11 protein-coding genes and 1 pseudogene are annotated in these 12,366 nt (G+C 58.9%); 3 read left to right on the plus strand and 9 right to left on the minus strand.

Going from position 1 to position 12,366, the window contains the following annotated elements:
* Window positions 1-3: 3 nt before the first annotated feature.
* Window positions 4-1,194: an acyl-CoA dehydrogenase family protein gene (locus MTX36_RS18485; RefSeq protein WP_243621146.1), complete on the minus strand. Its 1,191-nt coding sequence runs from the start codon at window positions 1,192-1,194 to the stop codon at window positions 4-6.
* A 105-nt stretch (window positions 1,195-1,299) separates the two neighbouring features.
* Between MTX36_RS18485 and MTX36_RS18490 the strand changes: the two are divergent.
* A pseudogene (locus tag MTX36_RS18490) lies at window positions 1,300-1,938 on the plus strand (acetyl-CoA C-acyltransferase); the annotation flags it as partial.
* A gap of 4 nt (window positions 1,939-1,942) precedes the next feature.
* Here the strand turns inward: MTX36_RS18490 and MTX36_RS18495 are convergent.
* The gene (locus tag MTX36_RS18495; protein WP_243621220.1) at window positions 1,943-3,004 is read right to left on the minus strand and encodes an enoyl-CoA hydratase/isomerase family protein; all 1,062 of its coding nucleotides are present in this window, start codon (window positions 3,002-3,004) and stop codon (window positions 1,943-1,945) included.
* A 90-nt stretch (window positions 3,005-3,094) separates the two neighbouring features.
* Here MTX36_RS18495 and MTX36_RS18500 point away from each other — a divergent pair, with 90 nt between their 5' ends.
* On the plus strand, window positions 3,095-4,282 hold the full coding sequence (locus tag MTX36_RS18500; RefSeq protein WP_243621147.1) for a CoA transferase: 1,188 nt from the start codon (window positions 3,095-3,097) through the stop codon (window positions 4,280-4,282).
* A complete protein-coding gene (locus MTX36_RS18505) occupies window positions 4,279-5,646 on the plus strand; it encodes an amidohydrolase family protein (protein ID WP_243621148.1) in 1,368 nt (455 codons plus the stop codon). The genes MTX36_RS18500 and MTX36_RS18505 overlap by 4 nt, the downstream gene beginning before the upstream one ends.
* An 8-nt stretch (window positions 5,647-5,654) precedes the next feature.
* Here MTX36_RS18505 and fabG read toward each other — a convergent pair whose 3' ends face one another.
* The 7 genes from fabG to MTX36_RS18540 form a co-directional block, all read right to left on the minus strand.
* Window positions 5,655-6,395, minus strand: a complete 741-nt coding sequence (gene fabG, locus MTX36_RS18510) for a 3-oxoacyl-ACP reductase FabG (protein WP_243621149.1) — start codon at window positions 6,393-6,395, stop codon at window positions 5,655-5,657.
* 44 nt (window positions 6,396-6,439) lie between these two features.
* A complete protein-coding gene (locus MTX36_RS18515; protein WP_243621221.1) occupies window positions 6,440-7,606 on the minus strand; it encodes an acyl-CoA dehydrogenase family protein in 1,167 nt (388 codons plus the stop codon).
* Between the two features lie 233 nt (window positions 7,607-7,839).
* Window positions 7,840-8,859: an ABC transporter substrate-binding protein gene (locus tag MTX36_RS18520; protein ID WP_243621150.1), complete on the minus strand. Its 1,020-nt coding sequence runs from the start codon at window positions 8,857-8,859 to the stop codon at window positions 7,840-7,842.
* Between the two features lie 171 nt (window positions 8,860-9,030).
* A complete protein-coding gene (locus MTX36_RS18525) occupies window positions 9,031-9,879 on the minus strand; it encodes an ABC transporter permease (protein WP_243621151.1) in 849 nt (282 codons plus the stop codon).
* A 46-nt stretch (window positions 9,880-9,925) separates the two neighbouring features.
* Window positions 9,926-10,777 carry an ABC transporter ATP-binding protein gene (locus tag MTX36_RS18530; protein ID WP_243621152.1) on the minus strand — a complete coding sequence of 284 codons (852 nt, stop codon included), beginning with the start codon at window positions 10,775-10,777 and terminating at the stop codon, window positions 9,926-9,928.
* Between the two features lie 168 nt (window positions 10,778-10,945).
* A complete protein-coding gene (locus MTX36_RS18535; RefSeq protein WP_243621153.1) occupies window positions 10,946-11,971 on the minus strand; it encodes an ABC transporter substrate-binding protein in 1,026 nt (341 codons plus the stop codon).
* Window positions 11,972-12,155: 184 nt separating this feature from the next.
* Window positions 12,156-12,365: a ferredoxin gene (locus tag MTX36_RS18540; RefSeq protein ID WP_279394767.1), complete on the minus strand. Its 210-nt coding sequence runs from the start codon at window positions 12,363-12,365 to the stop codon at window positions 12,156-12,158.
* Between the last annotated feature and the right edge of the window lies 1 nt (window position 12,366).

Here is a 12,366-nt window from a genome sequence, read left to right on the forward strand (position 1 = left end):
GGTTCAGTTGTAGGTACGCAACAATCCCTTGCTGATGATCTGCTTCTGAATATCGCTGGTGCCTTCGCCGATCAACAGGAACGGCGCCTCGCGCATCAAACGCTCGATCTCGTATTCCTTCGAATACCCGTAGCCACCATGGATGCGGAAGCTGTCCTGAGTGACTTCCGAGCAGAACTCACTGGCCAGGTACTTCGCCATACCGGCCGCCACGTCGTTACGCTCACCCGAATCCTTGAGCCTGGCAGCGTTGACCATCATCAGATGCGCTGCTTCGACTTTGGTGCCCATCTCGGCGATCCGGAATGCGATGGCTTGATGCTCCGCAATGGGCTTGCCGAAGGTCTCACGTTGCTTGGCGTACGTGACTGCCAGCTCGAACGCCCGCTGAGCGATACCGCACGCGCGAGCTGCAACGTTGACTCGACCCACCTCCACTCCGTCCATCATGTGGCGAAATCCCAACCCCGTTGTGCCACCGAGGACCTCGTCGGCACCGATTTCGAACCCGTCGAAGATCATCTCGGTGGTATCGATTCCCTTGTAGCCCATCTTCTCGAGCTTGCCCGGAATTGTCAGGCCCGGAAGGACTTCACCGAATCCAGCAGGCTTCTCGATGAGCAGCGTCGTCAGACTATTGTGCGCTTTCTCGGCGCCCTCATCCGTCTTCACGAGCACTGCAACCAGTGTCGACGAACCGCCATTGGTAAGCCACATCTTCTGGCCGTTCACCACGTAATCACCGGATTCGCTACGACGCGCTCTGGTGGTGATTGCAGCGACGTCCGAGCCCAACGCCGGCTCTGACATCGAGAATGCGCCAGTGAGTTCACCGGTTGCGAGGCGCGGAAGATACTTCGCCTTCTGTTCTGGTGTTCCGTGAGCTGAAATCATATGCGCCACTATAAAATGTGTGTTGATGACACCGGATACGCTCATCCATCCGCGTGCCAGTTCCTCGACGCACAGGGCATACGTGAGCAATGATTCTCCGATACCGCCGTACTCGGGGTCGATCGTCAACCCGAACAGACCCATGTCCTTCATCTGCTTCACGATCTCGGCGGGATAGGTATCCGTGTGTTCGAGTTCTTGCGCTGCCGGAATCACCACACGATCGGCGAATTCCCGCACGGCACCGATGATGTCGCGCTGAGTTTCGGTCAATCCTGCTGTCTGCGCCAATCGCGTCACTGCTTCACCTGTCCGTCGAAGGATATCTTCCGACCATTCAATCCCGCAGCGATAGGGCTGTCAAAGATCGCAACCCATACGATCCGTATGGGAAAAACAATGCCCGATCAGGGGTTCTTCGACGACGAGATCATCCCCGTCACTGTCCCGTCGCGACGTGGTGACCCGAAAATTGTTACCCACGATGAACATCCGCGTCGCGACATAGCGCTAGCCGATCTTGCTGCACTTCGCCCGATCCGGAGCCGCGTCGACTCCGAAGCGACTGTGACAGCCGGCAATGCCTGCGGACAGAACGACGCTGGCGCTGCGGCAATCGTCACCACACCGGAGAATTCCGAGCGGCTCGGATTGCGTCCCTTCGCCAAACTGGTCAGCTGGGGCGTGGCCGGCGTCGAGCCGAACCGCATGGGCATCGGCACCGTTCCTGCTGTCGCCAAAGCACTTTCGCGAACTGATCTGCAACTCTCCGACATCGATCTGATCGAGGTCAACGAAGCGTTTGCGGCCCAGGTCCTGGCGTGCGCAAAAGTCTGGGACCTCAGCGAGGCAGACTTGCGAGAGCGGTTCAATGTCAACGGTTCCGGCATCTCCCTCGGCCATCCCGTCGGTGCCACCGGTGGACGAATTCTCGCGAATCTCCTGCGGGAACTCGATCGACGCCAAGGACGCTACGGAATCGAAACGATGTGCATCGGTGGGGGACAAGGAATCGCCGCGGTTTTCGAGAATCTGCGACGGTAGCAAACTATTCGGCGGTGATCTGATCGATCAGTCCCCATTCCAGGGCCCGGTCGACATTGATTGCGGTGCCGGAAACAAACAGGTGATAGGCACGCCAGCGCCCGATCCTACGCGGAATCGATACTGTGCCACCGGCTCCCGGGATCAAACCCATTCCGATCTCCGGGAGCCGGAACACCGTACTTGGATGAGCACGGATGGCGTGCGCAAACGCCGGCACTTCGATCCCCGCACCGACACAACTGCCGTGGACGTGCACTTCGATTCGATCAGCCAGTCGCGCCATCAAACGCGCCGCCCCGGCTCGGGTCCGAATCAGGTGTGCGATAGCCAGATCCGGAGTGGTCCCGAACTCGTCGAGATCACCGCCGGCGGAGAACGACGGACCCGCCCCATCGAGCAAGACCTTCTCGATACTGGAATCCATCAATGCAAGTTGCAGTGCTGCCACCAGCCCGTCACGCACCTGTGCGCCGTAGGCATTGCGCCGTTCCGGACGGTTGAGTGTGATGTGCAGCAACGCATCACGACGATCGATCAATACCGGTTCCTGAGGTGCCGGAGGAGGCAGTGGCCTCGGTCCGCGACCCTCGAGCCACCGACGAAAATCAGGGGTGCCCAGCAATGTCGAGTACGCCAGCGACTCCACGTCGAGGGCGGCGGGGATGGACAGAGTCTCCCCCATCCGCAAGACCTGGGATGCCACAACTGATGCATACGGATTCTCGTGGAAGCGTTCGAAGACAACTGCCAACTCGGCATCAAGATCGTCGACGCTGACGAACTCCCGAATTTCTGAGTCCGAGTACGCCGCGACGGTGGTGTCGAGTGCCTGAGCAAGTGTTCTGGTCGCAGTATCGGGAGCACTGGTACAGCGGCCGACGACAACACGATCACACTCGAGCACCTTGGCTGCAGCAGCCACTGCGACGGCCTCGGACATAGGCTGATCCAGATCTATAATCATCACTGCGTCGTCGAGAGCACCACCCTCGGCGAGAATCGGATGATCGAGCGCTCCGTCGAGAACATCTTGGGGAGATAACAAGCGAACCTGATCGACCATCATCGTCCTTCACATGTCTGGGCACCGAATAGCTGCCCCGAGTACGGGATTGCCGGTCCGGTAATACTTTTCGGAGTGTAACATCGAGTGATGTTTACCTGGCCGGGCGCTGCGAACGAGGATCTCCGGGTACTCGATTGGCTCAGCAGCGGAATCGTGCCACTCACAGGATCGCCGGGGCAGCCACCTCGGATTCCGCCGGGCAATGCTGCCACTCTGGCGCGAAGCCTCGGCACATTCGTCAACAAGGACATCGACGGAGCGCGCCTGCTATCCGAACGTGCTGCCTTCACCGGTTTTACACGCAACGGAGCGATTTCTGTCGGCGGCAGTTGCCGTATCCTTCCAACGCTCGACGGATGGGCTGCGGTTTCCTGTGCCAGACCGGACGACCCGGTCTTGTTGGGTGCGTTGATCTCCTCGAATCTCACCGGCGACCCGTGGCCCGCAGTCAGCACATGGTTGTCGGAGAATCCCGGAAGCGAACTGGCTGAGCGAGCAGCACTGCTCGGGTTGGCGGGCGCCCCGATCGCCCCCGCACAAGTGCCGGTTCCCTCCCCAACCACTCGACGTTCAGTTGACGGTGCCCTCGTGGTCGATTTCAGCGCACTCTGGGCAGGTCCGCTGTGCGCTCACCTGTTGGGGGCGGCCGGAGCAAGGGTGGTGAAGGTGGAAACGGCGACCAGACCGGACGGGGCGAGGCAGGGAAACATCGAGTTCTATTCGCTGCTGCACGCCGGGCATGAGTCCGTCGTCCTTGATCCGAGCACCACTGCCGGAAGGTCCGCGATGGCCGCACTAGTGGAGTGCGCTGACATCGTGATCGAAGCCTCTCGGCCGCGTGCACTGGCAGGTTTCGGACTCGATGCCAACGCTGCGGTCGCGTCCGGGACCACCTGGATTTCCATCACAGCGGCCGGACGAGACTCTCCGCGAATCGGTTTCGGCGACGACATTGCCGCGTCGAGTGGCCTGATCGCACATGACGGGGCGGGTACTCCGGTCTTTGTCGGCGACGCAATTGCCGATCCTCTGACCGGACTTCTTGCAGCGGCACTGGCAATGTCCGAAACTCCATCCGGAGCAGGGTATCTCTGGGATATTTCGATGGCGGGACTCATAGCATCCACACTTCCCACCCACCCGGCCACCAAGATTCAGGGATACGACCCCAGATCCGTTGCTCTGCCGTGTAAGCGGGCAAGTACCGGCACCGCGCCGCCTTCCGGAGCCGACACTGAATCAGTTCTTCGCGCCCTCAGGATCGAGGTCCCGTGAGTGACCTCATCATTGCCAACTGCACTATCGAAGCTGTTCCCGGACTTGATATTCGAATCGGAGATGGACTGATCGCCGAGATCGGATACAACCTCGAGCGCGGCAGCGAGGCGGTGCTCGATGCCGAAGATAATGACGTCATTCCCGGATTGTGTGATCACCACATCCATCTCCACGCTCTGGCCGCACGGCGAGCGTCCGTCGAATGCGGTCCACCGTTCGTCCGGAGTTCGACAGAACTTGCTGCAGCACTGCATAGTTCACCGGGAGCCAATGGATGGATACGCGGAGTCGGTTACTTCGAATCGGCTTCCGGAGAACTCGACCGGGATCAACTCGATCGTCTTCACAGTGCTCGCCCGGTCCGTATTCAACACCGCAGTGGCGCTCTGTGGATTCTGAACACAGCCGGCGTCGAAGCAACTGGACTGGAACAGGCTGATCACCCCGGCGTCGAGCGGGACAGCGCCGGTCGACCAACCGGACGTGTGTGGCGAGCCGACGCCTGGCTTCGTGATCAGATTCCCGGGAACGCTCCCCCGTCACTGAAAGCCGTCGGGTCCGAGCTTGCCGCCCTCGGCATCACGTCCGTCACCGATGCAACTCCAGACCTCGATGCGGATGGCATTGCCTCGATCTCTGAAGCAGTATCCAAACGTGAACTAACACAACGGGTGCATCTTCTTGGCGCTCCCTTAGGGAGCGGACAGTTCTCGGATCGACTGACGGTGGGGCCGTACAAGATCGTGCTTGCAGATTCCGGACTGCCAGACCTCGACGAATTGGCTCGAACAATCACAGCGTGCCACGGCGCCGGTCGAGCAATAGCGGCGCATAGTGTCAGTCGCGAAGCGCTCCTGATTCTGTTGTCCGTCCTCCGCGAGGTAGGCACAATCAGGGGTGACCGCGTCGAACACGGGGCACTGATTCCCGCTGAGTCCGTCGAGGAAATCCACCGCCTCGGGTTGACTGTGGTTACTCAACCCGGGTTCATAGCCGACCGCGGCGACGACTACCTCGAACACGTCGACCCGATGGATATCAACGATCTCTACCGTTGCCGGTCTCTGCTCGATTCATCTGTGCCAGTTGCCTTTTCCAGCGATGCACCCTACGGACCATTAGACCCCTGGACGGTGATAGCAGCTGCCCAATCGCGAACGACGCCCGCCGACGTTGTTCTGGGTGGCGAAGAGTCCGTCGACTATGACAGTGCGCTCGACGCCTACCTCGGAGAGCCGAATGATCCAGGCGGCCCGCCGCGCCGAGTTGTCGTGGGCGCGTCGGGCGACCTGGTTGTCTTGACCAAGTCACGGCCTCCAACAGTGTTGGCGACCGTAATAGGCGGTAGACAGGTCTACTGAGGAGGGCCTTAGATGTGACGCCCCCCGGTGATTTCCAAGACCGTACCCGTCATATAGCTCGACAGATCGCTGGCCAGAAAGAGGACCACTGACGCAACCTCGGATGGTTCTGCAGCGCGACCCATCGGAATCTCGGCCAGTTTCTCGTTCCAAATTCGTTCCGGCATTGCCTCGGTCATCGGCGTGCGGACCAATCCCGGCTGGATGGCGTTGACTCGAACATTCTTGAAGGCAACCTCTTTCGCTGCTGCCTTGGTCAGACCGACAATTCCGGCTTTGGCTGCGGAATAGTTGGTCTGACCCAACAAGCCGACCTTGCCCGAGATAGACGAGACGTTGACGATGGCACCGGTTTCCCGCTCACGCATACGGGCCGCCGCAGCACGAGTGCCATTCCAGGCCCCCTTGAGGTGGACTGCGATGACGTCGTCGAACTGCTCTTCGGTCATCTTGCGCATGGTTGCATCGCGGGTCATTCCGGCGTTGTTCACCATGATATCGATCGGCCCGAAAGCAGATTCGGCAAGATCAATCATCGCCTCGACCTGAGCGAATTTCCTTACGTCACAAGATGCGAAGCAGGCAACCGAGTCACCACCGAGTTCAGCGACGGCTGCGGTGCCTATACTCTCGTTGATGTCGCCGATCACCACCGTGGCGCCTTCCTTGATGAAGGTGCGGGCAATTTCGAGCCCGATCCCCTGTGCGCCGCCGGTTACTACCGCTACTTTGCCGTCCAGCATTCCCATGTCTACTCCATTTGTCAGTGAGAAAAAATCCGCGCAAGAACCTGTCAGCGCAGTGCTTGCTTCTTCGCTTGGGACACAAGACCGCCGCCCAGAATCAACCGCTGAATTTCGCTGGTTCCCTCGTAGAGGCGCAGCAGTCGCACTTCACGATAGATCCGTTCGACAGGAACTCCACGCATGTATCCGCTACCGCCGTGAATCTGCACGGCGAGGTCTGCAACCTTGCCCACCATTTCGGTGCAGAAGAGCTTTGCTGCGGAAGGCCCGAGACGTCGATCTTCGCCGCTGACATAGCGCGCCGCTACCTCCCGAACCATTGCCCGTCCCGCCATCACACCTGCCTGTTGGTCTGCAAGCATCGCCTGCACCAGTTGGAAGTCGCCGATCGCCGTTCCGCCTTGTTCGGTAGCGACGGAGAATGCCACAGATTCGTCCAGCGCACGCTGCGCTGCACCAACCGAGAGCGCAGCGATATGTACTCGACCGCGAGCCAACGACGTCATCGCCGCCCGATATCCGGTGTCCTCATCGCCGCCGACCAGTGCGGACCTCGGCACACGAATGTTGTCGAAGCTAACTTCGGCGGTCCACGCGCCTTCCTGTCCCATCTTGTGGTCCTTAGGCCCCACGACAACACCAGGCGTGTCTGCCGGTACGAGGAAGACCGCAATACCCGGTCCGCGCGAATCAGCCGGCCGAGTTCGCGCGAAGACAACGAACAACTGCGCGAGCGGAGCATTGGTGATGAAACGCTTACTACCGTCGATCACCCAATCGGAACCATCGGACACTGCCTTCGTTCGAAGTCCCGCAGGATTCGAACCGGCACCTGATTCAGTCAGCGCAAAGGAGGCTACGACGTCGCCTGCTGCGATTCTTTCGAGCCACAACGATTTCTGCTCGTCGGTACCGAATCCGACCAGGACCTGACCCGCGATGCCATTGTTGGTGCCGAACATCGATCGAAGGGCCAGAGACGTGTATCCGAACTCCATCGCCAGTTCGACATCTTGGGTGAGATCGAGACCCAATCCACCCCATTCCTGAGGGATCGCGTAACCGAAGAGTCCGATGTCCGCAGCCTTCTTGCGGATATCCGCTGGAATTGCATCGGTGTCTGCTATCTCCTGCTCGCGCGGGACGACTTCCTTCCGGATGAACTCCCGTGCAGTCGCCAAGATATCCGCAAAATCTTCCGAGTCGACCTGCATTTCACCACTCACCTTGCTCATCCGTGCCCACATCTTCGGCCGTACCTACGAAATCAATTGTCGGCAAATCAAATTCGCCGACGGCAACGATGTCCGCCAGTTGCGGAGCCCGTCGGTGTCTGCGAAGACAGTCAATACCGCCCGGTACACGGAGTCAAAGTTCAAATCCTTAACCATCGGTATGGCAGAACCTATGCAGATTCCGCCATACCGCGTTCAACGGCTCTCGGGGCCTACTTGATCAGAATTGCCTGCTCGTATGTAACCTTGGGCTCCGGCTTGAGCACCTCGACGGCAGTGAGCGCATCGACTGTTCGCTGAAAATCGGCCGGCGAAATCGCCGCATCCAGCACTGCGAAGTTTTCGCGAATCCGATCGACGGCTTCAGCCGGGACATCCTTACCGACAGCATCGACGATCAGCTTGTTTACAGCCGCTGCGTTTGCCGGATCGTTCATGTAGTCGTATGCCTTGCTCATCGCGGAGCAGAAGGATGCCGATGTCTGCGGATTCGCTTCTACCCAGCTACGCCGGCTCTGCCAGAACGCGCCCAAGAGCTGATAATTCGGGAGGTTGCCTGAGAGCTCGGCCAGCTCGATCGCATCGCCCTTGGCTACGAGCGTCTCCGACGTGGGAGTTACGACCATGGCTGCATCGACCTGACCTGTGATCAGAGCGGCCTGAGCGGTGCTGCCCGAACCGATGTTGACCAACGTGTAGTCACCGTCGTTCAACCCGAAGGAGGCCAGCGTCTTCACCATGAGATTCGAGGTACCGGTGCCGGCAGCGGCAGGCATACCGAGCGTCTTACCGCGAAGCGACTTCAGGACGTCTTCGGCGCTCGCCCCGGTTGCCGCGGACGGCAAGCTCGAGCCCTTGGGTGCAACGATCGATGTCGGCACCGGACCGGAACCGCCGCACGATCCAACCGCGTCCTGTCCCTGCTGCACCGCGGCCAGAACCTGACTTGGCGACGAAGCTCCGAAATCCTCGACGCCACTTGCCAAAAGCTGGTTGTGCCCCATTCCAGACGGAGCTGGACTGACAGTTACTTCGATTTTCCCGTCAGCGAAGTAACCTTCCTGCTCCGCTGCAGCCAACGGGATTCCCCAGATCCCGCCGGGCGTAACCGACACATTGACCTTTGCCGCCGAGCCGTCAGTGGTATCCCCGGTACCGGCGTCGCTACCGCAAGCAACCAAGGACAGACCCAACAACGCAGCAGTGGACATCCGAACTAGACCTGCACGCATCGCCAACCTCCAAATTTCAGTGAACCTGAACAGAGTGGCCAGGTATGAGATTAATCATAATCATGATTAGTGAATATTCAAGTGTTTCAACATAATTCGATGAAGAATTATCAAGCAAAGAGGCCGGCTCCATAAAGGAACCGGCCCCGGAGTGTCCGTCTGAAAACTGTGTCAGTTCTGCCAGCGAAGCAACCAGCGTTCGAACTTGCTCGAACCGATACTGGCCACCGTCGCAATGGTCACCAGCACGATCAGGACTGCAAAAACGTAGTCGATCTGGAATTCACTGCTGTATCGCACAATGTCTTGACCCAGGCCGTTCTTTGCCGCGATCATCTCACTCGCGATCACACCCAGGATCGCGTACGTGATTGCCAGACGCAAGCCGGCAAAGATCGTCGGAACTGCTGACGGCAGAATCACTTTCGTCATCATCTTCTGTCGGTTCAGCCCGACGACCTTGGCCATGGTCATCTGATCACGATCTACACCCTTGACTGCGGATCGAGAGTTCTCCACGAGCAGGAAGAACACGATCGACACACCCATCACGACTTTGGAAGTGTTTGTCAGACCAAACCAGGCGACGAACAACGGAGCCAAGGCAATTCGCGGAACTGCGTTGAGTGGGACGAGGAACGGACTGAACACGCGATCCAGAAACTCGTTGGTGCCGATCAAACAACCCACAACGATTCCGGATACGGAACCGATGACAAACGACTGGACCACCGCAGTCAGAGTTGCACCCGCCGAAACACGCATCTGTTTCGACGTCACGTAATCGATCAATGCGCCCCACACCGCGCTCGGCTGGCTGACGAACAGTGCGTTCGCCCAACCCTTGTTGACAGCAACTTCCCACAGGATCAGGAAGCCGACCACAATCACGAATTGCGTGGCAAGGATGCCTGCTGTGAACTTCGACGGTCGCCAGAATCGTTTCGACTTCGTCACCGGCGCAGCGTGACTGCGTGTCGCGGGTACTGCAGTCACCGTGGTTTCCAATTGTGTACTCATTCGCTATTTCCGATCTGTCTCGCCGGTGCGGGCTGTGAGTTGCCCGTTAGTCTGTGGGTGTTTCACTACGCCCGACGGCGCCTTCGAGTTGAGTGAACAGCTCGTGCTGCAACTCGCGGAATCGCTCGGTGAAGATGATCTCGTCAATCAGATGTGCTCGCGGACGCGGAAGATCGATGAGAAGATCCGTCGCAATTCGCCCGGGGCTCGGAAGCATCACGATGACACGGTCTGCAAGCACTGTCGCTTCCTGCAGGTCATGAGTGACCAGGAAGACTGTTCGCTTGGTATCACCGTTCTCGTCGAGATCGTTCTCCCAGATTCGCAGGAACTCGCCCTGCATGTGGAGTCGAGTCCGCGCATCGAGTGCCGCGAACGGTTCATCCATCAACAACATTGTGGGGTCGGACGCCATCGTCCGTGCAATCGCCACACGCTGACGCATACCCTGCGACAGTTGCGACGGAAATTGCTTCTCCTTGCCAGCCAAACCGACCATCGCAAGCATCTCGTCGGCACGCTTCTTACGTTCTCCCGCAGGAACATTGCGCGCTTCCAGCGGAAGTGAAACGTTCTTCCGGGCGGTGCGCCAAGGAAGAAGCGAATCTCGCGCGAACATGTACCCGAGATCGAAGTTCGGCGATTTGGGTGTGCTCCCCGAAAGGAACACTTTTCCACCCGTGGGCGCGGCCAAACCCGCCGCCATGTTCAGCAACGTGGTCTTGCCACAACCACTGGCTCCCACAATCGCAATGAACTGACCGGCCGGAACCTCGAAACTGACGTTGTCCAGGGCAACGAATTCGGCTGTACCACCCGAGCCCCCATAGACCTGCGACACGTTCTCGAACTTGAGAATGGAGTCGCGTACGGGCTTGACACGCTGTTCGTCGGTCATGGTTACATCCGATTGCCTGCTGTACAGATCTGTCATCTCATTCTCGATCCACTTCGGGTTCCGAATCCGTCGACGCTCGACGGGCGTATGCATACACACACATTGAGGCTGGCGTTCGATTCCTCTTCACCGACGAATGTCATTGGTTCGCAGGCGAATCTCGAACAACTACTTGGCTACAAGTACTGCTTGTTCGTACGTCACCTTCGGTTCGGCCGCGAGCACACCGAGCGCAGTAAGACCATCGATGGTTTTCTGCATTTCCGGTTCGGCAAGCTCAGCCGTCAGTACCGAGAAGTTCTCCCGAATCTGATCGACTGCCGATGCAGCGGTATTGCTACCGACTGCGTCGATGACATAGTCGTTCACTGCGTCCTTGTTCGCCGGATCCTGCAGGAACTTGTACGCATCCGACATGGCCGCACAGAATCCACTCTCCGCCTTGGGGTTCTCCTCGACCCAAGAGCGCCGGCTCTGCCACACACCACCGATAAACTGGTAGTTCTCCATATCGTCGGACAGATACGTAAGCTCGATCGCATCTCCATTGCCGACGACGGTTTCCGCAGTCGGGGTTGCTGCCATCGCCGCATCCACCTGCTTCGAAATCAGCGCGGCTTGCGCTGTAGTACCGGAACCGATGTTGACGAGGGTGTAGTCACCTTCGTTCAACCCCACGCCCGCCAGTGTCTGCACCATAAGGTTTGACGTTCCCGTGCCCGCAGCAGCAGGCATTCCGAGGGTTTTGCCCTTGAGCGCTTTGAGAACATCAACACTGGTTGCGCCCGACACGGCCGTCGGGAGTCCGCTGCCGATCGGCGCGACAATAGCCGTCGGTGTATGCGAATTTCCTCCGCAAGAAATAACGGCGTCTTGGCCCTGTTGAATTGCAGCAAGCGCTTGGCTTGGCGACGAAGGGCCGAAATCCTCTACACCGCTTGCTAATAGCTGATTGTGACCCATGCCCGATGGCGACGGCGACACCGTTACATCTACACCGGCCGCATCGAAGAAGCCTTCCGCCTTCGCCACTGCGATCGGAATCCCCCACACCGTACCCGGAGTCACGGAAACGTTGATCTTCGCGAGTGAACCATCGGTTGTGTCGCCGGTGGCACCACCGTCACTCCCGCATGCGACCAACGACAGTCCGAGCAGGGCCACGCCCGACAATCGCGCCAGATGAGCACGCATTTTTCAACCTCCGGATAGATGTGAAACAAGTCATAACGAAGACGTACTTATGCGATTAATCATAGTCATGAATCGGTGGTCGTCAATACCTGATCAGGAATTCGCAAATCTGGCCTTCATAGGCCGAAACGGCGACACGACGGCATGCCACCAGTGTCAAGCCCGCATCAAGACTGTCGGGAACCTACACGCCAGGTCTGGCAACCAAGGCGATCGCCAACTCGGGACAAGCATTGACGGCAGTCACGGCATCATCATGCAATTCAGCGGGAACCTCGAAGGTGGTCCCGCCCTCTGCCACGAAGCCTTCCTCGTCGTCGGACAACAACGACGGAACCTCGCCATAGCAACGCCCGTGCCCCATGCACTTACTTTTGTCGATAGTCAGGTACATG

It is taken from the genome of Rhodococcus sp. ARC_M6 (genome assembly GCF_022810305.1).
In the GTDB taxonomy this organism is placed as follows: domain Bacteria; phylum Actinomycetota; class Actinomycetes; order Mycobacteriales; family Mycobacteriaceae; genus Rhodococcus_F.

Excerpts from the sequence above, each read along its gene's own strand:
- MTX36_RS18495 (WP_243621220.1), bottom strand. The coding sequence starts at position 3,004 with ATGGTCGATCAGGTTCGCTTGTTATCTCCCCAAGATGTTCTCGACGGA.
- MTX36_RS18500 (WP_243621147.1), top strand. The coding sequence starts at position 3,095 with ATGTTTACCTGGCCGGGCGCTGCGAACGAGGATCTCCGGGTACTCGAT.
- fabG (WP_243621149.1), bottom strand. The coding sequence starts at position 6,395 with ATGGGAATGCTGGACGGCAAAGTAGCGGTAGTAACCGGCGGCGCACAG.
- MTX36_RS18515 (WP_243621221.1), bottom strand. The coding sequence starts at position 7,606 with ATGCAGGTCGACTCGGAAGATTTTGCGGATATCTTGGCGACTGCACGG.
- MTX36_RS18520 (WP_243621150.1), bottom strand. The coding sequence starts at position 8,859 with ATGCGTGCAGGTCTAGTTCGGATGTCCACTGCTGCGTTGTTGGGTCTG.
- MTX36_RS18525 (WP_243621151.1), bottom strand. The coding sequence starts at position 9,879 with ATGAGTACACAATTGGAAACCACGGTGACTGCAGTACCCGCGACACGC.
- MTX36_RS18530 (WP_243621152.1), bottom strand. The coding sequence starts at position 10,777 with ATGACCGACGAACAGCGTGTCAAGCCCGTACGCGACTCCATTCTCAAG.
- MTX36_RS18535 (WP_243621153.1), bottom strand. The coding sequence starts at position 11,971 with ATGCGTGCTCATCTGGCGCGATTGTCGGGCGTGGCCCTGCTCGGACTG.
- MTX36_RS18540 (WP_279394767.1), bottom strand. The coding sequence starts at position 12,365 with ATGTACCTGACTATCGACAAAAGTAAGTGCATGGGGCACGGGCGTTGC.